We start from the raw sequence: 26447 nt of genomic DNA on the forward strand, positions 1-26447 counted from the left end.
TTTACAAAATCATTACGTCCAGACGGAGGCGATGCGCATGGCCAAGTGCATTCATTGTGACAATAAAAAGTCAGAGTATTTTACAAACGATGGCTTTCGTGTATGCGAAAATCATAAAGACCGCTATGACTTTTGTTCTGATTGTGGAATGCTATTTCCGAAAGGTTCATTAAATGGTGCGAAGTGCGTTGAATGTGAGGAATAGGGAGTAGCAAATCTCCTAAAATCATTCTAAAAAGAAGGTTGACCCTCTCTCGATGGTCAACCTTCTTTCTGAACTATAAACTGTACCTTATCGAATGACTCAACAACAGTATTCTGATTATGAAACAGGTATTCTACCTCTTTCCTTTTTTTATTTGCAGAGTACTTAATTTGGTATATTTTTGTGGGTACGTCTTTATATAGATCAGCAATATTCTCGTGATAATCATAAGTTGTTATCCAATTACTCTTCGTTATCCCCTTAATTATAAAACAAAGTTCTTTATGGTCATCATGACTATAAAAATTAGTATAAAGGTTTTTCCCTTGTTTATAATAAGGCGGATCAAAAAATATAAAAAGCTGTCTAGTAGGAAAAGTGGGCAAAACATGTTGAATTAAATATATTGCGTCATAATTATAAAGTCTAATTTTATCTTTCAAATCGGCTATACGTCTTATCTTGTTTATTAGATCAATTTTATTGAATCGACAATCTAAGGTGTACTTCCCACTGTTATCTCTACTGATTGGCCCTCCTTTTATTATCCCAGAACGATTCGTCCGATTCAGATAAAAGGTAGAAAAACCAACTTCGAGACTACTATAATTATTTTGATTATTATAGATGTCTCTTTGTTTTTCCCATTCTTCGATATTAACAGGTGTATTTTCGATAAGATCTATTAGGTTGTCAGTGTTATAAAGAACGCTGTGCCAAAATTTGTATATAGCCTCATCAAAATCGTTAATTACTATTGAATCGACATCCCCTTTTAGAAGCAACTCAATTGCTAACCCAGCTCCTCCAGCAAAAGGCTCTACATAAATTGGTGAGGAAATATTATTCAGTTTGATTATATTTCTAACAAACTTGTATAATTGAGTCTTTCCTCCTGGATAACGAAGCGGTGAGTGAGTAATAGGCAATTGATGTTCCTCCTTGCAAAACTTCTCTATACAAAAAATTATTGAGTTTTCCTTTCATACAATATCTCGTCTAAACAGAATATTATTTTTGATACCTTTTTCCACGCATCAAGTAATTCATGATAATCCGGTACCTGAGTTTGTGAATGTATATAAAAGTTTATAATTTTCGTTGCTGCAGTGTTGTTATTTTCTGTGAAAGTGATCTCAATCAATTCAATTTCCTCTTCATAAGATGGAAAGTGTTGTTTTATATGGACTTTAATATGGTCTAATAAAAGCTCTCTTAACTTTTGATTACGTTTTGTTCTTTCTCTAGCTACACCCTTCATTCTGTATATATCTCTCTCAAATTTGGTAAAATGATCGATATATTCATGTGTGTAAGTTTCAAGTAACGAACGTATCAAATACATAGAACCCATTCTATTCTCTTTATACTTAATGTTTTTAAGTTCTTTTAGTAAGGCATTAATTCTCTTGTTTTCTCTGTATTTGTTTGTAAAAGGATAGGCTCCTGTTAGATAGCTATACTTTTCTACATCAGGAGCAGATCGTCCTCCTGGTCCACCTTGATTCCCTCCACTATCCTCTGTGCCTGCTCCACCTTCTGTACCTGCTCCATCTTCTGTACCTGCTCCACCCTGTGTACCTGTTCCACCCTGTGTACCTGTTCCACCCTGTGTGCCTGCTCCACCTTGTGTACCTGCTCCACCCTGTGTACCCGCTCCACCCTGTGTACCCGCTCCACCATGTGTACCCGCTCCACCCTGTGTACCCGCTCCACCATGTGTGCCTGCTCCACCCTGCGTGCCTGCTCCACCCTGCGTGCCTGCTCCACCCTGCGTGCCTGCTCCACCCTGCGTGCCTGCATCACTTTCAGTTTCCTCTGGAGTAATCGAACACAAATTAATAATCTGGGAGTTGAAAACATCATCTATACTCGAACGAGTATCTATTTCATTATCTAAGTAAACACGTCTAATAATTATTTTAAGTGCTTCCTTAAATTTTTCTAAAGGTAAACTAGTTGTAATACTTTGATCGGCTAAAAAGTCAATCTGCAATATTTCTTTCGCCTTTTTTGAAAAAGGAAGAAATCTATCTAGTTTTGTTGTTTCCATTTTATAAATCTCTAAGTTTTTCTTTTCTTCATCCGTCCAAGAAAGCTCATTTCTCACAAATTCTAGGAATATAAAAAACCTAATACCTTTTCTAACAGTAACTGCTGATTCTCCAAGTACTCTGGATATATGGTTAATAGACTCTCCTTTTCTGAATCTATTTATATACCTTTTTGTAGTTGCAATCGTTGACCATCTCTTAATGCCTTTTTCACCTGAATGGCGCATCGTTATATAAGGTTCAGCCGAATCTCTACTTGGTGCAAGCACCACAGGAAAATTCTCTAGGTAAGATCTCAGGTTTTCATCAATAATGGGCACCTTATTGGCTTGGTCCTTTGCGAGTGAACGTTCATAAAGCAGTTTACAAGCAGATACTCTCCGATTTCCCTCAACTACCACATATTTCCCGTTTTCCATTATGACAACAGGCTTTTCTGCTGGAGGCAATCCCCTATTAATACTGATTTCTTTTGCTAACTCAATCGTACCTTCTTCCTCCATTAAAAATTTCAATATATTATCCTGATTCGGATCATCTAGAAAAATCCGAGGATTATCATAATCAAGCAATATTTGTGAAATATTAACACTAACTTCCGTCCAATCTGAGTAGTTCATAGCAAACACTCCAGCCCCTTTCACTCGTATCTTCATTATACTGCTAAATTTTCCTACCGAGAATTCATCTTTGCTAAGATATATCTCTTAAACGAAATATGTTGTCCTAAATGTAACCAATTCCTTAAGGAGGTGCTGCACTGCTGACCTTCCCTATCATACAAGGGATCGTAGCTGATCTACACCTGTACTGCAAACTGTACTGCACCAGAATACCATCATCTACTCACACTCTATCATATTGCCCTACTATCCTGCTATTGCACGCACTCACACGTGAATGTATCAATTCAAATCATAAACATATCATTTTCCTGAAATTACCTGAAGGGTGGGGGTAAAAAACAGGCTCACTTTCGATTCACTTTCTTCAAACAAATACATAAACATTACATTTACGTTTTGTACACGTTTATGCATCTGAAAAATTCGGTAGGAGTGAAAAGGAATAATGAGCAACAGAAAGATAAGTTTTGCAAAAATAATAGCAGATCAGCATGCAAAGAAAACAGTAAGGGAGGTTGATAAAACACCTTCGGATTCTTCCCCAGAGAAAGAAACCATAGAAGGCGATAAGTTTGCTAGGCATAAAGTCCAAGAAAATAGAATTCTTGCACCGAAACTAAAACCAGAAGAACAGGCTACATCAACTGTGATAGCGTACCCAGCCAGCACCAAGGTAAAGAGTCCTAGTCAGACTACTGCATTAGAGAACGAATATCGTGGTAAACATCAAGAAGTAGAAAGGAATTTTCCAAGAAGGAGGGCTCGCTTTGAGGAACGGTTCAAACGGGTTACAACCTACCTCGAAAACGACGTGTACGAGAAGGTACAGGAGCTGTACGAATCAGGGGAAATTGATCGGATCAACAACCTTGTCAATACGGCGGTAAAGCTACATTTACGGAAATTCTATGGCTTGGAAGTAAAGAATCGGAATATACCGTGTCAGAGTAAAAGCACAGAGCGAACAAACCAACAGCCCTACACCCAATAATCGGTGTGGGGCATTTTTCATAAAATCCGTGTGTTTCTTTACATATTACAATAATGGAGGCATGGTACCATGACAGACATTTTGTTTTACGGCATCCTGATAATCCTCGCACTGGGTATTCTTTCTTTTCTCTTCAGAGCTTTGATGGGATGGCTCTCGATGATTATTGATTTCCTCTTTGGACTGCTTCGTTTTGTCTGGCGGGTAGTCACACTACCATTTGCAATAATCAAGTGGATTGCTGGACTGGGTAAAGCAAAGAAAGATGTAAGTCAATAAACCGTAACATAAAGCACCGTTTCGCAAAAATCCAAGCGAAGCGGTGTTTTTTCGTGTCAAAAAAGGAGTGAACGAGCATGACAATGCCAGCCGAACAATACGAGCAGTTTGTTTTGCAAGAGGACAACATCGTTTTCGGCATCCAGACCTGTGAGCTGTGCACAATGCTACTCCTGGACAACCTCTACCAAACGGGACAACCACTCAAGCAACAAACGTACAACGAAATCCTGACCATCATACACGAGGTCGAGCAACGGCTTCGGCAGGAATGGCTGGACACAAAAATCCAAAAGGCACTGCTTGCCTACCAGATGAAGAAAGGTGACATGTAATATGAGAACGATCAAAATGCTGGAAGATGTACGATGCTTACGAGAAGCACAAGTCTTTTCCCAATGCTTCCAGGCATACCTGGAGGAGGAGTTTCTTGGACTAAAAGAGGCGTTCGATTTTGACGGCCTGGACGAAAAGTTTGCGCTGGATCACTATGGTTTCATGGTCGTACTGGAGAAGGGGGATAACCTTCGTGACCTGTCCGTGGTCGGACTATTCAGAGAGGATCGGGGCTTGCTTGGCAGTTTGCCCGAGTTTGTCGAGAAAGTGGAACGGTACGAAGAATGCTGGTACAAAATCGTAGTGATCTACTCGAACGAATACGCAATGGCTTTCTATGCTCCCGAAGCTGCTGTTGCCGGAGATACAGAGATTCTGCAATGGCTGGAGCAACAACTATGAATCCAGCGACCATTGTAAAAATCGTGATTCTCGTCGCTGAGGTCATTGTGTTACTTGGTAAAGGGAAAAGCTGAACATTCCCCCTCTGCACCTGCCCTTCACACGGTTGAAGGGCACTTTTTTAAAAAATATTTTCGCTGTTACCACAATCGGTTTCAGGCTGGATTTCCGCCACAAAAAGAGTATCGAACCCGCTCCCAAAAATACGAAGTCCAAAATTGCCTACTTTTGTGCCAAAAAAGCTGATTTCCACAAATTTCAAGGGTCATTTTTCGTCCGACCTCACCCTTTTAACGAACCTTTTGTGCCCGTTCTCCACAGCAAAACCTGTGTCGGCGTTTTGTGGCGGTGTAATTTTTTCTCCCGATTGCTCCATCCTGTGTCGTTGGCGAAACTCCATCTCCAATTGGTATTCTGATTCTACTTTTTCACGAGAGGAGAGACCAACGTGGTAACAACACAAACACTGGACAACATTCGTTCCCTGATTAATGACGTGCTAGAAAAATGGCAGGCAGGCGATAAAGGTGCTCCCTTTGAACTTCCAGTATTGAAAGCCCTGGGCCAGCTTGCAGAAAGTGATCGAGCCGAATTCCAACGGATGAAGGCACAGCTTACAAGTGCTGGAGTTTCCTCACGAGACCTCAGCGATGCATGGAAGCAAATAGTGGAGGCAGAAAACAATACTTCTGCCAAGTCGGCTGGGCAACCACATTATTCACCTGAAAAATTGGCCGAGCTAGAGAAACTAGGCTTTGAATTTGACGCTCACGAAGGCGAATTTCGTTTGAATACCAGTATTTTTGCCAAACGCATGATTACCAAGTATAACCTACGACTAACCACGGGGGAACGCTTTTTCTACTACGAGAATGTTGTGTGGAAGCCATTTCGTGAAAAACAGTTGCATCGACTCCTGTATCGAGAGATCGAAAATGTACAAAAAAACATCTGGAGCCCGAAATGGGAGGCTGGCTACATGGCTACCATACTCAGAGCGTCCCCGTTTGTGGAAGAGTTTGATTGTAACCGAAGCTACATCAATCTAGCCAATGGCATGTACAATACCGATACATTTCAGCTCGAACCACATGACCCGAAATACCTCTCCAGCATCCAGAATCCCATTTCGTATGACCCACAAGCTCAGGCCCCGAGGTTTCTGCAATTTCTCCAGGAAATCTTCCAAGGCGACGAGCAAACCATAAAGGTTGTCCAAGAAATCATGGGGTACTGCTGCACTTCTGAAACACGTGCACATAAAATGTTCATTTTCGAGGGAATTGGGTCAAACGGTAAATCTGTACTGATCGAATTAATCGAACACCTGGTTGGACGTCTTAATGTTTCGCACGTCGCCATGAACGAGCTTAACCAGCCCTTTGCCCGTGCTGAACTGGTCGGTAAAATCCTCAATGTTTCGGCAGAAAATGAATTTAGTGAAAAAGGGATTAACACACAACAAATCAAAACGATTGTATCCGGTGACAACATTCGGGTGGAGAACAAACACGAAAAAGGATTCAGCTACAAACCGATTTGCAAACTGGTATTTGGTCTCAATGCCCTTCCGGTGGCCATTGACAAGTCTCACGGTTTCTACAGAAGGTTAGTGATCGTTCCGTTCCGTAGAGTGTTCAAAGCTAACGAAGTTGACAAAAATCTTCTTCAAAAGCTAGTTGAAGAGCTTCCTGGCATCTTCAATTTCGCAATGGAAGGCCTGAAACGGCTGAAAGAGCAAGATTTCAGTTTTTCCACTTCGAATGCCATCAACCAGGCTGTCTCTAACTATAAAAATGAGCAAAATCCGGCCATTCCTTTCGTTGCCGATCACATACATGCTGGCAGGCCAGAGGATCGGCTTGGTACAAACGACCTGTTCGAGTTTTTTCAAGTATGGTGCAGAAGAACTGGCGAAGCGGAGTTTGCCGCAACAGCTTTCAGGAACCGTAAGCTGTTTTATGCAGCTTTTAAAACGGGACTCTTGGAAGCTGGGCTACCGATACCTGAAATAAAAATGAGTAACGGTTGGCGATACTACCCCGGACTTGTACTGACGAAAGAGCCGAAAGACGATATCTCTAAACTCTTCGACGATGATGACATCGACAGTAACGCACCCCACTTGGTTAGCAATACCACTGTGAGCACTACACAGCAAGCTAGGCCAAAGTCCGTTGTAAAAAGGACTGACCAACGCCCAAAGCCTGTGAAAACAGAGAAAACTCCAGTTGTTAAAGTACCCGTCTCGGAGCCTTCGGTCGAAAATGATGTCTCCAAGCTTTTTGAGAATGATGATGACAACGATGTACTTCCAACAAGCGATCTGCAACCGGAACCGCAACAAGTATTTCCAGTTGAATCGCCTGAGCAAACGAGGAAAACGCCTCCTAAACCACTAGTAGTACCGAAAGGTCTAACTGAAAGGCGCAAACCTGTTTCCTCACCTAACAACGACGCTTCCTAGACGCTCTGGCTGCTCTGGTGTACTTTCCAAGCAACGCAAGGTGAGAGACTGTTTTCCGTTTTGCTCTACTGCTGAACTCGACTGCACTGCACTGTCCTGAGATTCCACGATCTCAGGCGGTGCTGGCTCAAACACCTAGACTACAGTCAAAATAGTAACAATATCCCAGGAGGTATGCGCCATGCAACCAACCACGCAGGATAACTACAATGCGATGGTACAAATTTTGGCTGAAATGGTCACCAGCTACTTTTCCACACACAAGCGGTCAGCCAAGGCTTCTGTTGATGAAAGAACAATCCAGTACATCTGCGCTCAGTTGGAGCGCGAAGATGATGAATTCGCTGACTTTGAACTGACGGCACAACTGCTTGGTACACGAGATTTCCGTCAAATTGCATAACGTAGGAGAGAGTTACATGGTCAACACAAAGACAAAAAATAAACCGATCGCTATAAATGTCGCCATCTACGCCCGTGTTAGCACTGAGGAGCAGGCAGAGCAGGGATACAGTATCCCCGCTCAGATAGAACTTTTACGGGCATTGTGCAAATCCGAACAAAAGGTCGTTTTCAAAGAATATATTGATGCTGGGATCTCCGGAAAAAGCATTGATAAACGTCCTGCTATCCAGGAATTGTTACGTGATGTGGAACAAGGCCTGATCCACGAAGTTGTGGTCTGGAGGATGGATCGGATTAGCCGTAAAATGTCCGATCTGTTGAGCATCCTCGACAAGTTGGATCACCACAACGTAAAATTTCTCAGCTACTCGGAAAAGCAATACGACACTAAAACAGCATCAGGCAAACTCAACCTTCAAATGTTTGGAGCAATTGCCGAATTCCAACGTAATAGCATTGTCGAGAACGTCAAAATGGGCATGAAACAGAGGGCTCGGGACGGCAAATGGAATGGCGGTAACGTCCTTGGCTACGACGTCGTGGAAGTTCCCTCAGGAAAAGGCACTGATTCCGTCCTCATGATAAATCCTCTGGAAGCGGAACTGGTTCGTAAAATTTTCCGCATGTACGCCGCTGGCCAAGGTCTTAGAAGCATCGCCAACCAGCTTAACAAAGAAGGCTACAAAACAAAGCCAGGCAACGCTTTTAGCACGGTTGCGGTCAAAACCATCCTGAATAACCCTGTGTACATTGGCAAAATCCGTTACAATGTCCGCGAAAACTGGAACGAAAAGCGTCGCAAGGGGATCAATCCCGACCCGATAATAGCAGACGGAGAACACGAGCCCATCATAGACCTGGACATGTGGGAGGCCGTTCAGAAACTGTACGGCAAAAAGTCCAAAACGTCTCCTAGGGTGTACGAGGGAACCTATCTCCTGACCGGACTGATGAGATGCCCACAATGTGGCGGTACACTTGGCGCACACCGGGTCAAAGACACGCTCAAAGATGGTACTGTTGTCGTCCGTCGCTACTACGTGTGTAACAAGTTCAAGAACAACGGGAGTCGCGCCTGCAGTTCCAATTCCGTACGTGCAGACTTCGTTGAAAGCTACGTGCTGGAGCGAATCGCTGAGGTAGTTCAACATCCCAAGGTACTCGACGACATCGTAAATAAGATCAACAAGGACCGTGTGAAAAGTGTCACTCCACTCCAAAAAGAAATTGCGTTCTTGGAAAAGGAACTGAAAACGCTCGATGCTCAGAAACAAAAGTACTTCAGGCTGTACGAAAGCGACACAATTGACAACGACTTTCTGCTCGAAAGACTAAACGAACTGAAGGGCAAATACGACACGCTTACCCAGCGCAAGAGAGAGGCTGAAAGGCAATTGGAATCGAATTCGTCCAATCCCATTTCCATCAAGGAAGTCCGTGCCGTAATGACGAAGTTCCACAACTTGCTGGAGAGTTCGCCGCACAACACGCAGAAAACCCTCCTGCAAACGGTAATCAAGCAAGTACACATCAAGAAGGCTGGCAAAGAAATAGAGGGAATCGAGCTGGAATTCGACGAAGGAATCAAAAAGTATTTTTTAACCTTAGCCCCTTCCACCAATAAGGTGGAGGGGGCTTTTGCTTTCCCCAAGCAAAAGCCCCCCTACCGATACACCCTCGTAATCTAGTATAAAATACGCCCGAATTTGCCCCTAAAACAAAGGATTCTTGCAAATGTGAAGGAAGGTAAACCCATGACACATAAGCCGTTTTTAGAGGCTTCTGCCCGCTCCCCTCCCAAAAAACTTTCCGTTACTTGTGATACGGTTCACCGTAACGGGTCGGACGGTCAATTTTGTCCTTCTCTCCCACCAAAAAATAATCCGTCACTTATGATACGCCTGTCCGTAACAGGTCTGAGGTTCAATTTTTCTTTACTAACTAATAAAATCTGTTTGACATGTTAAAAAATCTCCACTTTACTCTCTAACAGTAAAATTAATAGGCACCTCTCAGGTGCCTAAATATTAATAGCAGTGGTTCATTTCGCTAATCCATGGCTGTGAAAAAAGAAAAATTTGTCGGTCTATTACTGTTTTGGTATTGGGAAAGTTGCCTAGATTTCAGATGCTGTCTCTTTAATAGTTTCGATTATTGAGCTATATTCGGGTCGCCTTCTTAGTTGTCTTTTATAAAGCCCAATAAGTTCCTTTAATATTGGTGTGTGGTCTCCCTTTCCAAGTTGTTCCCACTTCAAGAATGAGTTAATATCCCCTGAGAATTTTGGTTCTCTATTATAAGTACAGTCTCCGCTTGGCAACATGTATTCATCTATTACTGCAATTGCATTTTCCTGCAATTCATTAAAGGCATCCTTGTTATTAATGTCATTTAGCTTAAGAATACATTTAGTGTAAAACGATCTATCTTCATAGTAGCTATTCTGGCCAGCTTGTAATATACAATCTTTTAGAAGTTCCATAAGTACAAAGAAATACAGATATCTAGTTTGGCCCCTGGTTGGTTTTTCAGCACCTCTACCAAACTTATACTTTTCACCTTCTTTACTTAGAATATAAGCAGCATAAAGATCGTTAAGCCCAAAATTAGAGTCATTAACTATTTGCGTAAAGATACTCCCTCCAGGTGCAAAGGGGGGATTTTTACCGAATGCTAATCCCGCTTCAGCAAGCCAGCCCGCAGAATATACCTTTAATAAGTCAAAGCAATTAGCATGTTCTGTAAAAAATGGGATTATTGACGGATTCTGTTTCTGCTGTGCCTTCCTTGAATCCCATCCACCTCTTTGAATTTCAAGATAAATATTGTACTTGGATCCCATTTGATCTGCCCACGATCTGAAATCCCTTTCAAGTGCTAAAAAGTCTTTTTCGGTTACAGCATTTTGGCTATTTGTGTACCTTGTTGTTTCAATTAGTAAGTCCTCTCCTTGAGAACCTACCTTAACGATTTTTAAGATGACAATGCCTTTCCCTAGTCTATATTTATAATCATCTAATTCCGGATTGGAACCTGTCCCCCCACTATCTAACTTTTTAAGGAGAACACTCCAAATTGTTTTAGTAGTTTGACAACCATTAACAATGAATGGTTCAGTCAACTCGTATTCGGTTTCAGCATGTTTTTCAAAATCCTGCACAACAATTGTAATACCATTATTGTAGAGACCAAAACGCTCAGGTTTCTCAAGAAGTGTTTTCTCAATACCTTTATTAACCTTCCGTTTATTCCCTAAAAATTTCCTTACATTTTTTTCGTAAATTAAATCCAAGTCCCCTGTTTTATGTTTGTAGCTTTTAAGAAACTCATATAAATCTACGAGTCGTATAGAGCCAACTAATAGTTCATCTCCTGATGGAACAAGTTGACCATTTAATTTTACTGTCAACCTTTGATTAGAGGATGTTGTTTCCTCCAAAACCCTACGATATATCGTCTCGATACAAACAGTTTCAACGCTAAAGATAGAGCCTATTCTATTCTTGCCAATTAACTGTATTGCTTCTACAGCCCTCTTTTCTTCCTCGGTTAAATTATCAACAGTAGCAAAAACCAACACAAGTTTGTCTTTTTCTGAGGATGAAGAAATAAAAGTTCTCAATCTGTCAATTAAATCTGAAGAAAGAGAGGATAGGCTACTTCTTAATCCTTCGATGGCATCAATAACTTTAACAGCTTCTTCGTATAGTGTTGCTGTTCCTGCAAAAGCGGAACCATACTTACTTTGTATTAAATACCATGTGTCGCCCTCTGCATCATCTTGTAAACTATCTTCACCTCTAAGAAGGTAGGCTAAATCAATACCACCGTCACCAGCTCCATCACAATATACAAAATCATCTGAATAGCTATCTAATTCTAGCCATTGAGTTACCAATTTAGTAGAAAAACGTTTACCTAGTTCTACAGATGATGGATTACCATCCATAACATCTGTTAGCCACTCATCCTTAAACTCTTGATAATTAAGGGCAGTAGTACTTATCATGCAACCCTCTCCCCGCGACGAAATTAGTTAAATTATACCATCCCGTTCTCTTTGGCTCTACAAAAAATCCGTCATGCATCAAATGATGATTCTGGTTATCACTGTAGATTTTCGCAGAAACGAGTTCAGAAATACTAAACCATAATTCTTCGCTTATTTTGCCGTAAGTCATTGTATGGTATAAATATCAGCTTTATGTAAATCAATTGTGATTCTTTTCACCGTAACGGAGGAAACGACGAAAATTACGAAAGGAGCCGCCGCGGCATGCTCCTTCGTTGATTTGCTTATGGACTCGTATTCTGATTTGATTTATTTTCCTCTTCTTTGTATGTTAGATATAAGTAGAGGGTCTTCATATTCCGAATTGAAAGAAGTATCGAATGTATCGTGATTAATAGCCAAAGACCAGCCAAGCCCCAAGCCCACCAATAGATCGGCCATTTCTTCAATGAATCTGGAATAAACGAGCCAACGTAAAAAAGAATGATGCTTGTAAAGACAACGATGAGCTGTATAATCACAGCCCAAGTAAAGAAACACACTACGGTATCAAAAAGCCTCATCTTGTTGTCAGCCGTCTTTGCTTCTTTAAGTTTTCTTGTTGGCCCCCCAGTTATTGTGGAAAGAATTGTTATACTCGCAATATTAAATCCGGCTAATATTGAAATCGCCGCAATAACCTGTCCGCTTACCTGTTGAAACTTTTCAATCAACATCGAAAGCTTATCGGCAGTAAACGAGGTGAAATATAGCAGGACTACTGCTAACACAACCGGAAAAAACAAGTCGACTATTAGTTCGGATGTCGACGCGTCTTTCCAATACCTTTTAAACGTTACTATAGGGAAGTTATTCGCCTTATAGAACGCTTTTAATTTACGCATCCTCGTCCTCTCTCCTTAACGGAGCTCTGGTTTGGGCAATTTGGCTTAATACAGCTTCAGCAGAACGTAATGTAGGTTGCCCAGTCCCATCAACTTCTACGCTCCGTGTATATTTTTCTTGTGACTCGTCCATGCGAATCACCTTTTCGGCACCGGCTAGCTTGCCTTTTACCACAATCTTAGTAACCCCCGGTTTATCCTTGTATCTTCTGATGAAAGGTACTGCGCCAGCTAATCCACTCCTCCTGAATTTTGCAGAGAAGTCTAGCTTAACTGTTGTCGCGTCCATTCGATCAGCTTCTGATTGAAGCATCTGAACAGCAGCGTTCTCGTCAGCGGCAGCCTGGGCGGTCGTGACCTCAATCGAGACTTTATTAACTGAGTTTAACGCCTGAATATTATCAAAGAATGAATTGTCCAACAGGGTGCAGATTTGGATATAAGTCAATTGGTTATTCCGAATCACAGGTTTCCCAAGCTGTTCTAAATACTCCTCTACACGCGGCCTGTTTAACTTCATATGTGACTGGAGCAAGAGGAGGCCATCACTTTTACGAATCAAGAAATAAGTGTATAGCGTCTCACCTTCCCTCAAGTGCTTCGGATTAGGACGACGAGTAAGGTTATCGGCATGAATCAATTCCCCTGTTGTTCCATACTCAGCATATGCAAATCGCCCAAATAAATAGTTAGTTTCAATTGAGAAATGATCCAAGTAGATCAACCATGAATCGTGAAACCGTTGCGTCTTCTGATTATCCGGCAGTTGACTAATATGGTCGAACAGGTCGCATACGATTTTCTCGTCCCACTTAACAGCATCGACCTGATGTTGACGTCCTTTCAGATAATGCAAGTCAATCTGATACGCATAGAAGTTCTTCTTTTTATCTGGCACTTTCGACATCCTCCTTTTTGCCCAGTTCTTCGACAAAGAGGAGAATAATCCCTGCAAGCTGAGTTCTCCATATTTTAATGAACTCGGGCACCATGGGTTTCCTAGAACAGACAATGCTTCATCCTGTCTTTAGAAAACGATTTCCACACCACCCTGATATGGTGAACTGCTTAATATCTGAACTTGAGAACAACTGCGTTAATATATCTTGGTTGATACCAATGTACCGCAGCATGAAAAAATAACTTGTCATCGAGCTTACCTGCGATGTAATCGGCTTTGAACTCTTGAGATCGGGTGAACGTAAGGTGTTTCCACTCCTCCTTTCTTTTAATTTTGTAATTTGACTTACTGTTGGCGAGAAAGAACGTTATAACAGTGCCACAGCTACTTGTTAAACCGTAAAGAATAACCCCTGAACATCCGTTTCCAACATTATACCAAACGTTTGTTCGTATTAAAAGTGATTGCTGAGGGAACTTGTATTCAAAAATCGCCCATAACAATTTCCGCCGTTCCCTTTATTACCAAATCGCGAGTATTTTTTTGTACATAGGGGAAAATAGCCTTATCCAGAAAATCGAGGTGACATAAATGGCCAGAAAAAGAACAGCTGAGTTTGATGATATGACTCTTCGGCAACTTAGAGCTTATAGTGATATGCATCCTGCAGAAGGAAAGAGAATAGCACAAGCTTGTGGAGAAACGAAAAAATATTGCGCTGATAATTATTGGCGTTATCGTAAAGATGAGGTAATCAACCTTTTCCTACCTGGATTCTCTAAAGACGATCACTACGTTAATCAGTTCTTAAATTAATCGGTATTCTGGCAAGTAGCATAAAATTTTATAAACCCCAATGCGTTTCGACCGTCATCACAACGCATTGGGGTATTTGGTCGTGCCAATATCTAATTCCTTTAAGGTTTCCGATACAAGTTAATCGTTTGATTCAAACGTACTTGCCACCGTCTTTACCTTCCCGGCATGCTTTACTAAGCGTATTTCTTAAAATTCTCCGCCTGCTCCAGCACCTGCTCAAAGACTTCCTCGTCCCACTCCGGCGGATAACCGTTTTCATAAAGCAGAACCGTCAAATCCATGTTAAGCTGATTCTTGATATCGTCGCGCGTTGACCAGTCGGCGTATTGAGCTTTATCGTCAACCAACTCTTTGATTTTCCTGGCAAGTAAGAGGCATTTTTCATCTTCGTATTTAAACTGGTGTTCATCACGCACCTTGACCAGAATATCATAGAAAGCCTTTTCTTCATAAGTTATGCCGAGTTTCTCAAAGGATGCCTTATCCTCCTGTAAATCGGTCAGTATTTTAATCAGTTCGTCAGATAGATCATTGATGAAGTCCGCCACGACCTCGCTGGTGAAAACAAGTTTGTCGCGGTTATTATAGGTGTCGACAACCTTTTTTAACCGCTCGTCAAAGGCAATTGCCTTGACCTTATTGGTTTTCCCGTAGCCTGAAATCGCCTTCCTGAGCAGCTTAAGCAAAGCGTTAAACTTCGATATTGGAAGGTCAATCTTATCCAATTGTTTCTGGAACTCGTTGCCGAAAACATCTTCCGGTTTATTGGCGTTGACAATGTTTTCGATTCCGGTGCATGTGATAGCCTCCTGCACCATTTTCTCGACCACACGATTCATTATTTCCGCGTCCGGTGCGTCGCCTTTCGTCTGCTTATAGATGATAGAGCGAATTGCGAGATAGAATTGCGCTTTTGTAACTTCCTCATCGGTCAACTCGCCTGACGGGAAGCAAATTTCATAGGCAGCTTTCAGCTTGCGCGATAAATCCATGAAACGCGTTTCGACTTCTTTGCTTATCTGCACATATTCGGCGGCCGCATTCAGACAAACAAGCCGCTCCAGGGGCTGCCCGGAATAGAATTTATCCGCGTTGAAACCGTTCATGAGCGCGTCAATCAAAGACAGATGATTGCGGAACACCAAAAGAGAAATCCGCAGTTCATCAATCGGGCTTTCCTGCGGGCCACCGTAAATTTTGATGGCTTCCATCATATTTTCCTTGATGCCGATATAGTCAACCACCAAGCCTTTATCCTTGCCCTCGAACACGCGGTTGACACGTGAAATTGTCTGAATAAGAGTGTGTTTCTGGATAGGCTTATCGATGTACATCACGGCAAGAGACGGCACGTCAAAACCGGTAATCCACATATCAACTACGATTGCAATTTTGAAGTTGGAATCGTTGTTTTTGAACTGCTTGTCCAATTTCGCGCGGTATTCTTTGTTGCCGCATAGGTCGAATAATTCTTTTTCGTCGTTGTCTCCCTGCGTTGCCACCAATTTTATTTTTTCAAGCGGAATCAGCTTGGCCAGCTTTTCCTCGGATAGTGAGGCTTCGTTTTCTGATTTTCTTGGGATGTTCCAATCAGGACGAATAGCAATGATTTCTTTATACAGCTTGAAAGCCAGCGTTCTGTCCGCGCAGACAATCATGGCTTTTTGTACTATAGCGGGCTTTTCGGCGCATAGCGCTTCGTAGTGGGACACAATGTCCGCCGCCAGCCGCTTCAGTCGGTGGGGATGGCCGAGAACGCGCTTCATTTCGCTCATAGCACGCTTGCTCTCCTCGACCTGCTCTGGATTCGCGCCTTCTTCCGTGCATTTTTCGTAATATCGCTGGATTTCTTTCGCTTGTTCTTCGGAGAGGATAACCCGCGCAAGTCGCGGTTCATAGGCAATGCGGACGGTTATGCCGTCGTCACTGGATTCTTTCATGGTATAACTGTCAACCACGTCGCCGAACACAGCTATGGTCTCGTCAATCGGCGTTCCAGTAAAGCCACAGTAGGTCGCGTTAGGGAAAGAATCACGAAGGTATTTCGCAAAACCAAAAGTGGTTGTAACGCCTTTGTCGGTCACTTTCAGTTTTGCTCCTGTATTCGTTTGTGTTCTGTGCGCCTCGTCCGAGATACAGATGATATTACTACGGTCAGAGAGAAGCCCCGTCGATTCACAGAACTTCTGAATCGTTGTGATGTAAACGCCACCGCTTGCTGCACTACCAAGTGCCTCCTGCAAATCTTTTCGGCTTTCAATGCTTCTCACATTCTTATCGTGTAGGTAGCGTTTGGACGCGACGAACAACTCGGAAGTCTGGGTATCCAAATCTTCCCGATCCGTTATTATGACGATAGTAGGGTTATTGAATGTTTCCCGTTCCCGAAGTGCAAGCAAACGGGAAAGAAACAGCATAGTATAAGTTTTCCCGCAGCCTGTCGCACCAAAATAAGTACCCCCTTTACCGTCGCCGTACGGACGCAGATGCGCCTTGATATTCGCAAGCATCTTGTTCGCCGCGAAAAACTGCGGGTACCTGGTAATGACTGCGAGTTCGCTTTTGCTCTCGTCAGGATAATACACGAAGTCGCGGAGAATAGCCGTCACCCTGTCTTTGGCGAAAGCGCCCTTAATCATGGTAAACAGCGCACTAATGCCGTTAGAAACCTTCTCCTCGTCGCTAGCCTTATTCCATGCGTAATAATACTCGTAAGGCGTGAAGATACTCGCAAGCTTTGTGTTTGCACCGTCCGTAATGACGGAGAGGAAGCAGTATTTCATCAGCTTGGGGATGTCACGACAGTAGCGGATATGAATCTGTTCCCAAGCGTCATGGATGGTCGTATCTTCCTTGATTGCCGATTTGAACTCAAATATTGCGACAGGTATGCCATTGATGAACAATAGCATATCGGGGCGGCGCAGGCGTTCGCCCTGAACGGAATACTGATTGACAACCTTAAAGATATTGTTCTCAGGTACATCATAATCAATATAACCCACGTGAAGTGCAACTTTCCCTGCGTCGTCGCGCAGGAGGTCAAAACCCTCGTTTACAAGCCAAAACGCCTCACGGTTGCCTTGATACAGTGGTTCAGGTGGAATAAGTTTCAGGCGATTGATAATCTTTTGTATTTCATTTTCAGTCAGACTTTCGTCTTTATACCTATTGGCAAGATATGCACGCAAATCATCCTCAAGCAAAATGTCTTCAAATTTACGGTGTATGGAATCGCCTAACACATGGGTATAGCCTTGCGCCAAAAACAACTCGATTATGGCTTTTTCCAATTGTTCCTCGGTAAATTGACCCCTTATAAATTTAATATCCATGTTCGACCTCCATTCTTTAGGTATTTTGCTTATTAACAATCGAATCCCAAGCTTGACATTACTTGGGGTGTTGGCATGATAGGGCGATTAACCTATCATGCCACACAGTTACGCCATTGTTCGCAAGTAATCATGCCCGCAAAGACTCCGAGTCAAGCCTAGCAATTTCAAGTTATTACTGCTAACCTCGAAGAGCCAGTATTTTTAGCTTCATCCAGCGATCCTTTTATTAAAATTGGGCAGATGTCCTTTATTTGGGCTTTTAATTTCTCATTGATGTCCCTGCGCGTGATATAAGCGTTATAAATATTTACGATTGAACGCTGAACTTTAATGTCGGGGATTGGGATTTTTACCTCGCACATATCCTCCCACGCGAACGCTTCACGTGCGCTGCCCCATGAATTGAAGCGAGCGTATCGGTCAAATTCTGAGCGACCGAAAAAAATATTCAGATAACTGGGGATCAGCTTATCCTTTTGATTTACCCTAAATACGATGTAAGACGACGAAACAATATAGGTTTCGTCAGAGCTGTTATGAGCAAGCGAAATTTTTTCACCGTTACGCGACGTGATTGGTACATAAGCAAAAGCATCCGGTTCAACAAGTAAATATGGTTTTAGAGAAACGCCGGTCATGTCAGCTTTCGTTTCGATGAAGACTTTATTGATTGATACGCCTCTTAACGCATCAATACCATACTGTAAATTTTCATTTTTCGCTTCTGATAATTCTATATACTCACCAATAGCTTTATGCGGCAAAGTCCGTCGCAACTCATCAATATAGGCGTCACAGGCTAATTTAAGATCCTCTAACCCACTTTCATATGCCTTTTGATTTTGGAGCAGGGCATTGTAAATATCTACATACTTCTGCTGGATGGACAGCGGCGGAAGGTCGATTACGATATCACACATGTCTTCCCAGTTAAAGAACTCTGTTGCGCTTCCCCAAGAGCTGTACCTAACAAGCCGATCAAACTCATCTCGTTGGAAGAAAATGTAAAGGTATTCAGGCAACAGTTTCTCTTTATCCTTGATGGTAAATGCAACGTAGTCTTCTGTGAAAATGTAAGCGCGGTTAGTGTCATTGAAAGCAAGACCCAACCGCTCACCATTTCTTGTAGTCCTGCGATTAAAGACGAATTCGCCGGGTTCGATGATGTAAAACTTGTCAAAAGAGCGGTCAGTCACATTGGCTCTCGTCTGCATCATACCCTTTGTGTTCATCACGCCCCGGACATCGTCAATGCCATATTGCAAGGCGCTGTTCTTCCTGTTTACTTGTTCGATTAACTCGCCCAGCCTACTCAATCCCATAGCCAATCCCCTTAAACGCAGTTTCCAACATGGCCTGCGAGACTTTCTCTGCTTTCAGGATCTCTCGCATCTCGCCCTGAATCCGTGCCATTTCAGCGGCAAAATCAATCTCCAAATCGTGGTCGATAAACTCTATATATTTGCTCGGGACGAGGGAGTAGTTCCGTAAGCGGATTTCCTCTAGCGTCGCCGATTTACAAAGTTCCGGCACATCGGAATAAGCCGACCTATCTGTACTCTGCCAATCGTTGTAAATCTTCTTGATGGCGGCAATTTGATTCTCGTCGAACATCACATACTTTTTTTCATAGACATTTTGATTCCATCGACGCAGATCAATAAACAACACCTCATTCTGTCGGTCACGCAACTCGCGCCCGTTCAGCGTACGAGCTCTTTTGTTGTTATTGACAATCCACAACGTAACCGAGATATCTGTCGAATAGAACATATCACGAGGAAGGACAATAATTGCCTCAACTTTATCGTTTTCGATAAGCTGTTTGCGAATCTTGTATTCCTCGCCTCCTGCGTTCAAAGCGCCGTTGGCAAGCAGAAAGCCTGCAATACCATTAGATACGTCTAGTTTAGAGAGCATATGCAGAATCCACGCATAGTTAGCGTTAGAAACGGGAGGTACATCATAGCCTTTCCAACGGTAATCGTCGGTGAGTTCATCCTTGCCTCGCCAGTTTTTCAGGTTGAAAGGAGGATTCGCCATGATGAAGTCGACCTTTACATCCTTGTGGCGGTCGTCAATAAATGTTGAAGTTGCCCTGTCGCCGAGGTCATAGGAAATACCTCGGATAGCCAGATTCATTTTTGCTAGCCTCCATGTGTCGGGATTGGATTCCTGCCCGATGACGGAGATTTTCAGTCGGTTGCCGTTGTGCCGTTCCACAAACTTAACTGACTGTACAAACATACCGCCGCTTCCGCAGCATGGGTCGTAGACCCGTCCACTGTAAGGCTCTATGAGTTCAGTAATTAGGTTTACGATGCTGGCGGGAGTATAAAATTCTCCTTTTTCAGCTCCCTGACCGGCATCAATTGCAAACACCTGTAAGAAGTATTCGTACACCCTGCCGATGAGGTCTTTGTCCTGAAATTTCTTCTCGTCTATCTTATTTATTTCGTCGATCAACCCTTTTATAGATGCACTTCTAGCACCAAGCGTCGCATAGAAGTTCTGCGGTAGCGCACCTTTTAAGGATTTATTCTTATCTTCAATATCTGCCATCGCCTTGTCTATGATAACTGCAATGTCATCGGAGCTCGCGTTCTTTACAATGTATGACCATCGTGAAGTTTCGCTCAAATAGAACACATTTTCAGAGAGGTAGAAAGAGGGTTTTTCAAGAAACGCCGGTACATCACCGTACTGGGCCTTTATTGCCTCGCGCCTTTTTTCAAATTTATCACCGGCAAATTTCAGAAAAACCAATCCCAAAACGGCGTCGCGATTTTTTTCGTTGCCGCCCACCGTTCCCCTAAGGGCGTTCCGGCAATTCCATAAAATGCTCTCAAGCGATTGTTCCTTCGCTACAGTTTTTTTTGCCATAGTTTACTTCGTTCCTTCCTAATAATAACTAATTATCTGCTTGTCCGGCGCTAATTCCACAATGTGACCGTAGTCGACACCCAGAGCGATACAAACATTTATCAATATGACCATACTGACATTCTCGTGATTGGAGAGTTTAGCGATCAGCTGCTCCAGCGTTTTTCCTAAACCCACGAAACTTGACCATCGCTGTATTAGGGTCTTTATGAAGGTATTCCTTCACTAATTGATCGAGTGATGCAAGAATCGGCCATCTTTCCACACGAAAAGCAAAGTTGCTTGTTTTCATATCTTCAGCTTATTACAATATGCATTAACAACATTCTCATCATGTGATGTGATAGAATTAATTTGATTTCCGATTATCAAAGAGGGTTTAAAACCACACAATCAATTATAAACCCTCTAATGGTGATTAACCTATCGTTTCTTCTTATAGCCTCTACTTAGACCAGTTTTCTCATAGACCTGTTCTAATTTGGCAATACGCATTTGTTCAGCGGCTTCTAGAGCTTGGGTATAGTCATCCTTTGCCTTTTTGTAGCTATGCCCCGCCAGTACCATCTCTTCTGCACTTAGTTTAGGTATAGGGATATCTTGAATGTCCTTCACGTTTAGTATTGGTAATGAAGCTCCTTTCCGCAAGGCACGAATGTAGGATTCTCCAATAGGGCTCTCAAAGAACGCTAATAGAAAATATGGATTGACCCCAGGAAGCGGACGAAGACCTATGAAGTTAGCTGACAAATAAAACGGTTCGTCCCCCTCCAAATCAGGAACCACGGCAAACTTCATGGCTATTCCCCTGCTCGTAAGTAGCACATCCCCAGTTTGTATCTCAGCTTCTTCTTCTCTCGTTGTTGCCCTAATTCCGTAATTCTCAACAGTTTCTAAGTGCAGCACCCCATCTTTAACGTCCGATAATTGTATGACTTTTGCTTGAATAGCATCAGCATCTATACTACTTGCTGTATTTAGTCCCCTGTAAATAGTTACAAGTTGTTTTAATGGTATTGTCGGTGTGCTCTTTTCGTACATAGAACGATCAATTTGTACGTCCCCAATGTTCGATTCTGCATCCTCCATCTGTACATAAGAACTGGGTAACAGATTATAGCCGTTTTCCCGAATCTCAAATACATCCAAGATTCGACTTAGTTTTTTGTCCTCCTTCAATTCGGAATAACAATCCAGAATCTGATCAATCTCATGACTAGAAATGACCGTCACCCCTCGTTTTCGTTCACCTAGCGAGGTAGCATCTATGATTTGGACCTTTCCTTTACGATCGGCCTCTTTTTTCTTATTAAGTACGAGCATTGTCACGGGAATAGCAGTTCCTGAGAAGATACCTCCTGGCAACGTAATAACTGCTTCAATCAGGTCATCCTCCACTAATGTTCTTCTTATCTGCCCGGTAGCAGCCCCTTGAAATAGTACTCCATTTGTTACCGTTACTACCGCCTTCCCATCCTCCTTTAGGGAGTCCAATGCGTGAATAACAAACCCGATAGTGGCATCTCTTCTTACTGCCCCATATTTTGTGCGAATTTCTTGGTCAAGTTTAAGCCCAAAAGGGGGATGCGAAATGACATAATCAAATTTCCGATCTAATACCTTCTCATAGGTTAACAACTCAAGTACATCTTGCTGATCCAACTCAAATTCTTGTATCCCGCTCATAAAGCAGTATAATTGCCCAATCCCCACTACTTCATGATTAACATCATTGCCATATACAGAAACATTGGAATTGAATCGTGCGGCCTCTACGAGAGTTCTGCCATAACCGCAGGAAAAATCGTATACGGATGATCCTGGCTTAATACCTAGAATTCTTGTGCCAATTACACTAAGTTCTTTAGGTTCGATCATAACTCCGACCTTACCTTTAGACTTTGCTCCAGCTTCAAAATATGCATCCAGAAGCTCACGACTATCTTCAGGAAATTCCATTTTTCCAATATGATAGACTAGTTCAGGTAAAATACTTCTAACACTCTCTGCGTTAAACAAACTCAATCCTAGGCTAATATTAGGCTTCTGATGGGCTAGATCATTCAATCCCCGATGAATCAATTCACCTGACCGATCATAGGATAATTCTTCCCATGAGAACGGTAAGTGCAAGCCTAATTTCTCTTGATGTAAGTGCGCATAACGTAATGCCGACAAAGGCATAACCACTGGGTCATATTGGTATATGGGTAAAGCGTTTCTTACGACTTTATCGATCAAACCGAAGAATTGTACTTTCATTGTACTATCATCTCCTTGTTATTCGTTTTTCACCTACGGACACATCGCTGGAAGTTCAATTCCCCTTTCTCTGTATGTAAGAACAATTGGTCGGCGAGCAAGTGACGATCGTACACGGACTCAACAATCGATGGTTTTTCTAGGCGATCCACCCAAGTGAGAAAAACTAGCTTAGATGAGTTGTAAGTCCCCCGGATGGCGACGACTAAGAACATGTCTTTATCCACAATTCTTCTTTCAAACTCCATCGGGATATCCTTACTTCCCAATTGCATTTCCAGAAGATAGCGTTTTTCTTCCGGGTCTTTAAACGCAATAAGGTCTAACACATCCGGTGCCCCTTCATGGGTATCCGTAAACCGTGCCACCATTAATGAATTCCATTCAAAGTGTTTGCGAAACTGTGGAACGATAGAGCCTTTTCCCTGATAAATCAGATCACGTACTGCTTGCAAAGTACTTTGGGGTATTACTCTCTCTTTGGTTTGCCTCTTAAGTTGATGGTTATTTTCCATTGTACATCCCTCACTTTAAAAAGTTAATCGTTTATTTTTTACTTGTTATTGGCATTATATTGCCTTTGCTCAAAAAAGTAAATATTTTATTTTTCGGGGTAATTAAAATTTTTACTAACAGCTCACGAGAATTTTAAATAAAAAAAAGAGAAGGAATAATATGGGAGAGCCCTGTATCCGAAAGATATTTTCCACTATGGCAATTTTTTATAACACTTCCTTCTCATAAAAACGAGGAAACGATTACTTTTTAAAACTCCTTACGTTTTTTTTACCTGGTCATTTATTGCTTCTCCCTTATGAATGGATCATCTTTCTGAAAGCAAAACGGCTCATTCATCTGCTTTACCCATTTCAGAGAATCTGGAATAGTCCCCCCATGAAACTTAGGTAATCCCTCCGCCCAAACTTCTTCCCATATAAAATCAACTGTTTGCTTTTCGCCATCTACAACCAAGTAAACGTCTGTTCCATCAACATATGGCGAAATGCCAGCCGGTGAACTCATGCCAAGAACGACTCTAACGATGTGTGTCGGGGTTCCCTGGGATAAATAATATTCTCTTGCCAGAATATCGTTATTTTCATCATAATACTCGGCTCCCTTAAGGGTATAAGGCAGATAGGCCGAGTTCTCGATTTTCTCTTCAAAAGGAATAATAGCAGCCGCTAAGACCCAGACGTTCGTATCGAATTCAGTACTGTCGGGTTTCAAATGGTTATGTTCGAATTCTGCTTTAAGTCGATCCAGAATTAGCTCATGTACTTGTTTCATGAATTTTTCGCTCCTTTATCATTCATAAGATTTTGGCCAAGTTTTGAAAAACAGCAAAAAGAAGACCCTTTTTGCATCAATGCGAAAAGGGTCTTAGTGATATGTTGTTTCCACTACCGCTTTTTAGTGAAAGTTTTGGTTCCTTGAAAGATACTGAATTCTTGTGGTTCAGAATCGAGTTTCGTCGTCACCGTAACTTGTTTGTCTCCGAGTGTAACAGTGCCTTTTCCTGTGATTCCTGAATAACTATCTGTAAAGTTAAAATTCGCTTCACCTTTTTCATTAAATGTTACCTCAATATCACCCGTATCGGTAAACATAGCCGCACCACTTGTTGAGGAGCCTAACGAAATCGTAGCATTGCGTCCGTCCTTAAAAGTAATCGTGATGGCATCACCCGCTCCATCTTCAGTCTGATCATTCCAAGTACCGTTAAACTGTGTCAGGTCTTTTATCAAATCAGTATCAGCATTGTTTGAACTGGAGTCTGTGCTACTGGGTTCACTAGATGTTGTAGTACTTGTTGGTTGACTCACGCCTATAGATTCTTTTGCAGGGGCTTCCGTTTGGTTCGTATTAGCGGAACCGGGATTACTGTGGTTATCGCCGCCATTTGATGCTTTTGCGTTTGATATATCATCTATCGGAATCAGTACATTAAATTGGCTCTTTTGCTTGTCGATGTTAGCCGCCAAGTCATCGATTTTCCTGTTGAATTCAAGTAGCGTACCGGATGGGAAATTGGCTAGTTTCACCATTTCCGAATATGTGCCATAGAGCTCAAATGCTGTCTCGTATGCCTTTTTCAGATCGGAAGGTGGATTGTTCACGGCTTGCATTGCCTTATCGACTTCTTTTTTTCCGTTGTTCACTTGATCAATTTTCCCCTGTTTCTTGAAAGATTCGGCCTGCAAATTCAAGGCATGGTTAAAATCATCCGTTGTCTGGCCATCAATCTCAACTCCGCCATCTATGGCTTGTCTCCATACTTGGTTATACGTTTCAGCCATTTCTTGGGCTTTCCAACTTTCAGTTATCATCAGAGCCATTGCATTTTTAAGATTCTTGGTGTATTCATTTTTACTGTACTGTTGCCATCCCATAAATCCGCCTATTGCGACAAGAACAATTAACAAGAAAACGACTAGATTCTTTTTCATAATGTTTCTCTCCGTTCATGGAAGTTTGAGTTTATAAATGTTGCAGATTCACCTTCATTAAAGATTGGGGAATATTATTTTCATTTGTTTCATTTTGGCTTGTCCTTGCTTTTGAATAGAGGAAATCTCCTCGGAAAGCGACGCTGCTTCGGCCTTCGTTTTTTCTAACTCCTCTTGAATTTCCTGAATCTCTTGTCTTATTTCCGGGTCAATTTCATCCAACTTTTTAAAATCGCCAGAATCCCAGGTTTTTTTCCACTTCTTCTCCAAAGCGAGAATGTCCTGATGCTTCTCCGCAATCTCTATACATTTCTTATGGTACTGATCAATTTTGTCCAGAAATTGCTCCAGCATTCGTAGAACATCCGATGCCCCCAACGCTTCCTTATAGGTTGGGTCAAGTTCGGTGGCTTTTGTCACGCTCTTTTCGCTGGAATCAATGGCATCCTGCATGGAGTCGATATACTCTCTGGCCTGTTTGTGGAGGGATTCATTTTTTTCAATGGATTCCTCCCTTCGAACAAGATCACCGTAGGTTAGTATCGGAGAAGATTCGATAGCCTGATTCACTTGTCCATAACTGCTCGTGTTTGATTCCAAGGGATAAAGGTTCACTAGCCCAAGATACAAATGGGCTCGTGCGATGCTTGGGTCTAATTCAACCACCTGCTCAAGCAGACCTTGTGCCTCTTTGTATTTTTCTGCTTCATAAAGCTGGATCGCTTTTTCCAACTTGATTTGCGCAACTTGACGGGAAAGTTCCGCAATCTTGGACTGGGCTTCCTGGTAATTTTTCGTGTCCTCCTTTGCTACCTGTTGAAACGCTGTTAATGCTTCCTCATAATGCTTCGCTTCGAGAGCCTTACTACCCTGAGCAAACGAAGCCTGAGAAGCTGCTAACTCTTTTTTCCGTTTTTCTGGATCTGGAGGTATATTCATTACTGCGACTACAAAGATCACAAAACATAGTCCTCCGAGTGCCAAGCACTTTTTCCAAAGGGGCCTTCGTTTAATCGCAAAGATCACGGTCCCTATTACACAGAAGATACAGCCGAAAAAACCCGTACTCGCCAAAACATCCCACATGGTTGACAGACTCCTTTTTTCTTCCGATTCCGTTAGTCAAGTCATAA

At 42.3% G+C, this 26447-nt stretch carries 21 protein-coding genes; 8 read left to right on the plus strand and 13 right to left on the minus strand.

The window, feature by feature from the left end; all coding sequences use genetic code 11:
- Positions 1–261 precede the first annotated feature (261 nt).
- The gene (locus ACTID9_RS28265; RefSeq protein ID WP_441068930.1) at positions 262–1134 is read right to left on the minus strand and encodes a DNA adenine methylase; all 873 of its coding nucleotides are present in this window, start codon (positions 1132–1134) and stop codon (positions 262–264) included.
- A 38-nt stretch (positions 1135–1172) separates the two neighbouring features.
- Positions 1173–2879 carry a ParB/Srx family N-terminal domain-containing protein gene (locus tag ACTID9_RS28270; RefSeq protein ID WP_441068932.1) on the minus strand — a complete coding sequence of 569 codons (1707 nt, stop codon included), beginning with the start codon at positions 2877–2879 and terminating at the stop codon, positions 1173–1175.
- A 451-nt stretch (positions 2880–3330) separates the two neighbouring features.
- Here ACTID9_RS28270 and ACTID9_RS28275 point away from each other — a divergent pair, with 451 nt between their 5' ends.
- The 7 genes from ACTID9_RS28275 to ACTID9_RS28305 all read left to right on the plus strand — a co-directional run bounded on the left by ACTID9_RS28275 (position 3331) and on the right by ACTID9_RS28305 (position 9453).
- Positions 3331–3876: a hypothetical protein gene (locus tag ACTID9_RS28275; RefSeq protein ID WP_441068934.1), complete on the plus strand. Its 546-nt coding sequence runs from the start codon at positions 3331–3333 to the stop codon at positions 3874–3876.
- Between the two features lie 69 nt (positions 3877–3945).
- Positions 3946–4155: a hypothetical protein gene (locus tag ACTID9_RS28280; protein ID WP_441068936.1), complete on the plus strand. Its 210-nt coding sequence runs from the start codon at positions 3946–3948 to the stop codon at positions 4153–4155.
- A gap of 77 nt (positions 4156–4232) precedes the next feature.
- Positions 4233–4490 carry a hypothetical protein gene (locus tag ACTID9_RS28285; RefSeq protein ID WP_441068938.1) on the plus strand — a complete coding sequence of 86 codons (258 nt, stop codon included), beginning with the start codon at positions 4233–4235 and terminating at the stop codon, positions 4488–4490.
- Between the two features lies 1 nt (position 4491).
- The gene (locus ACTID9_RS28290) at positions 4492–4893 is read left to right on the plus strand and encodes a hypothetical protein (protein WP_441068940.1); all 402 of its coding nucleotides are present in this window, start codon (positions 4492–4494) and stop codon (positions 4891–4893) included.
- A 448-nt stretch (positions 4894–5341) separates the two neighbouring features.
- Positions 5342–7360 (plus strand): phage/plasmid primase, P4 family, encoded by a 2019-nt coding sequence (locus tag ACTID9_RS28295; RefSeq protein WP_441068942.1) that lies wholly within the window; start codon positions 5342–5344, stop codon positions 7358–7360.
- A gap of 181 nt (positions 7361–7541) precedes the next feature.
- A complete protein-coding gene (locus ACTID9_RS28300; protein WP_441068944.1) occupies positions 7542–7763 on the plus strand; it encodes a hypothetical protein in 222 nt (73 codons plus the stop codon).
- 16 nt (positions 7764–7779) lie between these two features.
- The gene (locus ACTID9_RS28305) at positions 7780–9453 is read left to right on the plus strand and encodes a recombinase family protein (RefSeq protein ID WP_441068946.1); all 1674 of its coding nucleotides are present in this window, start codon (positions 7780–7782) and stop codon (positions 9451–9453) included.
- Between the two features lie 428 nt (positions 9454–9881).
- On the opposite strand, the gene ACTID9_RS28310 is transcribed toward ACTID9_RS28305, so the two are convergent.
- The 3 genes from ACTID9_RS28310 to ACTID9_RS28320 all read right to left on the minus strand — a co-directional run bounded on the left by ACTID9_RS28310 (position 9882) and on the right by ACTID9_RS28320 (position 13559).
- A complete protein-coding gene (locus ACTID9_RS28310; RefSeq protein ID WP_441068948.1) occupies positions 9882–11774 on the minus strand; it encodes an AIPR family protein in 1893 nt (630 codons plus the stop codon).
- A 287-nt stretch (positions 11775–12061) separates the two neighbouring features.
- On the minus strand, positions 12062–12661 hold the full coding sequence (locus ACTID9_RS28315; RefSeq protein WP_441068950.1) for a hypothetical protein: 600 nt from the start codon (positions 12659–12661) through the stop codon (positions 12062–12064).
- Entirely contained in the window at positions 12654–13559 is a 906-nt protein-coding gene (locus tag ACTID9_RS28320; RefSeq protein ID WP_441068952.1) for a hypothetical protein, read from the minus strand. The genes ACTID9_RS28315 and ACTID9_RS28320 overlap by 8 nt, the downstream gene beginning before the upstream one ends.
- A 594-nt stretch (positions 13560–14153) precedes the next feature.
- On the opposite strand from ACTID9_RS28320, the gene ACTID9_RS28325 reads away from it, so the two are divergent.
- On the plus strand, positions 14154–14378 hold the full coding sequence (locus ACTID9_RS28325) for a hypothetical protein (RefSeq protein ID WP_441068954.1): 225 nt from the start codon (positions 14154–14156) through the stop codon (positions 14376–14378).
- A gap of 176 nt (positions 14379–14554) precedes the next feature.
- Here ACTID9_RS28325 and ACTID9_RS28330 read toward each other — a convergent pair whose 3' ends face one another.
- From ACTID9_RS28330 to ACTID9_RS28365, 8 genes are all read right to left on the minus strand, one after another.
- Positions 14555–17716: a type I restriction endonuclease subunit R gene (locus tag ACTID9_RS28330; protein ID WP_441068956.1), complete on the minus strand. Its 3162-nt coding sequence runs from the start codon at positions 17714–17716 to the stop codon at positions 14555–14557.
- 167 nt (positions 17717–17883) lie between these two features.
- The gene (locus tag ACTID9_RS28335) at positions 17884–19041 is read right to left on the minus strand and encodes a restriction endonuclease subunit S (RefSeq protein ID WP_441068958.1); all 1158 of its coding nucleotides are present in this window, start codon (positions 19039–19041) and stop codon (positions 17884–17886) included.
- On the minus strand, positions 19028–20602 hold the full coding sequence (locus ACTID9_RS28340; protein WP_441068960.1) for an N-6 DNA methylase: 1575 nt from the start codon (positions 20600–20602) through the stop codon (positions 19028–19030). Before ACTID9_RS28340 ends, ACTID9_RS28335 begins: the two co-directional genes overlap by 14 nt.
- A 423-nt stretch (positions 20603–21025) precedes the next feature.
- A complete protein-coding gene (locus tag ACTID9_RS28345) occupies positions 21026–22864 on the minus strand; it encodes an N-6 DNA methylase (RefSeq protein ID WP_441068962.1) in 1839 nt (612 codons plus the stop codon).
- A 29-nt stretch (positions 22865–22893) separates the two neighbouring features.
- Complete coding sequence (locus ACTID9_RS28350; protein WP_441068964.1) at positions 22894–23379, minus strand: hypothetical protein; 486 nt, start codon at positions 23377–23379, stop codon at positions 22894–22896.
- 283 nt (positions 23380–23662) lie between these two features.
- The gene (locus tag ACTID9_RS28355) at positions 23663–24154 is read right to left on the minus strand and encodes a hypothetical protein (RefSeq protein ID WP_441068966.1); all 492 of its coding nucleotides are present in this window, start codon (positions 24152–24154) and stop codon (positions 23663–23665) included.
- A gap of 113 nt (positions 24155–24267) precedes the next feature.
- The gene (locus tag ACTID9_RS28360) at positions 24268–25314 is read right to left on the minus strand and encodes a hypothetical protein (RefSeq protein ID WP_441068968.1); all 1047 of its coding nucleotides are present in this window, start codon (positions 25312–25314) and stop codon (positions 24268–24270) included.
- Between the two features lie 57 nt (positions 25315–25371).
- Entirely contained in the window at positions 25372–26274 is a 903-nt protein-coding gene (locus tag ACTID9_RS28365) for a tetratricopeptide repeat protein (protein WP_441068970.1), read from the minus strand.
- Between the last annotated feature and the right edge of the window lie 173 nt (positions 26275–26447).

Source organism: Brevibacillus fluminis (assembly GCF_052072235.1).
GTDB classification, from domain to species: domain Bacteria; phylum Bacillota; class Bacilli; order Brevibacillales; family Brevibacillaceae; genus Brevibacillus_D; species Brevibacillus_D fluminis_A.

Coding starts and splice junctions, on each gene's coding strand:
- ACTID9_RS28345 (WP_441068962.1), bottom strand. CDS start 22,864: ATGAAAGTACAATTCTTCGGTTTGATCGATAAAGTCGTAAGAAACGCT.
- ACTID9_RS28330 (WP_441068956.1), bottom strand. CDS start 17,716: ATGGATATTAAATTTATAAGGGGTCAATTTACCGAGGAACAATTGGAA.
- ACTID9_RS28325 (WP_441068954.1), top strand. CDS start 14,154: ATGGCCAGAAAAAGAACAGCTGAGTTTGATGATATGACTCTTCGGCAA.
- ACTID9_RS28305 (WP_441068946.1), top strand. CDS start 7,780: ATGGTCAACACAAAGACAAAAAATAAACCGATCGCTATAAATGTCGCC.
- ACTID9_RS28290 (WP_441068940.1), top strand. CDS start 4,492: ATGAGAACGATCAAAATGCTGGAAGATGTACGATGCTTACGAGAAGCA.
- ACTID9_RS28310 (WP_441068948.1), bottom strand. CDS start 11,774: ATGATAAGTACTACTGCCCTTAATTATCAAGAGTTTAAGGATGAGTGG.
- ACTID9_RS28360 (WP_441068968.1), bottom strand. CDS start 25,314: ATGAAAAAGAATCTAGTCGTTTTCTTGTTAATTGTTCTTGTCGCAATA.
- ACTID9_RS28350 (WP_441068964.1), bottom strand. CDS start 23,379: ATGGAAAATAACCATCAACTTAAGAGGCAAACCAAAGAGAGAGTAATA.
- ACTID9_RS28335 (WP_441068958.1), bottom strand. CDS start 19,041: ATGGGATTGAGTAGGCTGGGCGAGTTAATCGAACAAGTAAACAGGAAG.
- ACTID9_RS28270 (WP_441068932.1), bottom strand. CDS start 2,879: ATGAACTACTCAGATTGGACGGAAGTTAGTGTTAATATTTCACAAATA.
- ACTID9_RS28275 (WP_441068934.1), top strand. CDS start 3,331: ATGAGCAACAGAAAGATAAGTTTTGCAAAAATAATAGCAGATCAGCAT.
- ACTID9_RS28285 (WP_441068938.1), top strand. CDS start 4,233: ATGACAATGCCAGCCGAACAATACGAGCAGTTTGTTTTGCAAGAGGAC.
- ACTID9_RS28340 (WP_441068960.1), bottom strand. CDS start 20,602: ATGGCAAAAAAAACTGTAGCGAAGGAACAATCGCTTGAGAGCATTTTA.
- ACTID9_RS28280 (WP_441068936.1), top strand. CDS start 3,946: ATGACAGACATTTTGTTTTACGGCATCCTGATAATCCTCGCACTGGGT.
- ACTID9_RS28355 (WP_441068966.1), bottom strand. CDS start 24,154: ATGAAACAAGTACATGAGCTAATTCTGGATCGACTTAAAGCAGAATTC.
- ACTID9_RS28315 (WP_441068950.1), bottom strand. CDS start 12,661: ATGCGTAAATTAAAAGCGTTCTATAAGGCGAATAACTTCCCTATAGTA.
- ACTID9_RS28300 (WP_441068944.1), top strand. CDS start 7,542: ATGCAACCAACCACGCAGGATAACTACAATGCGATGGTACAAATTTTG.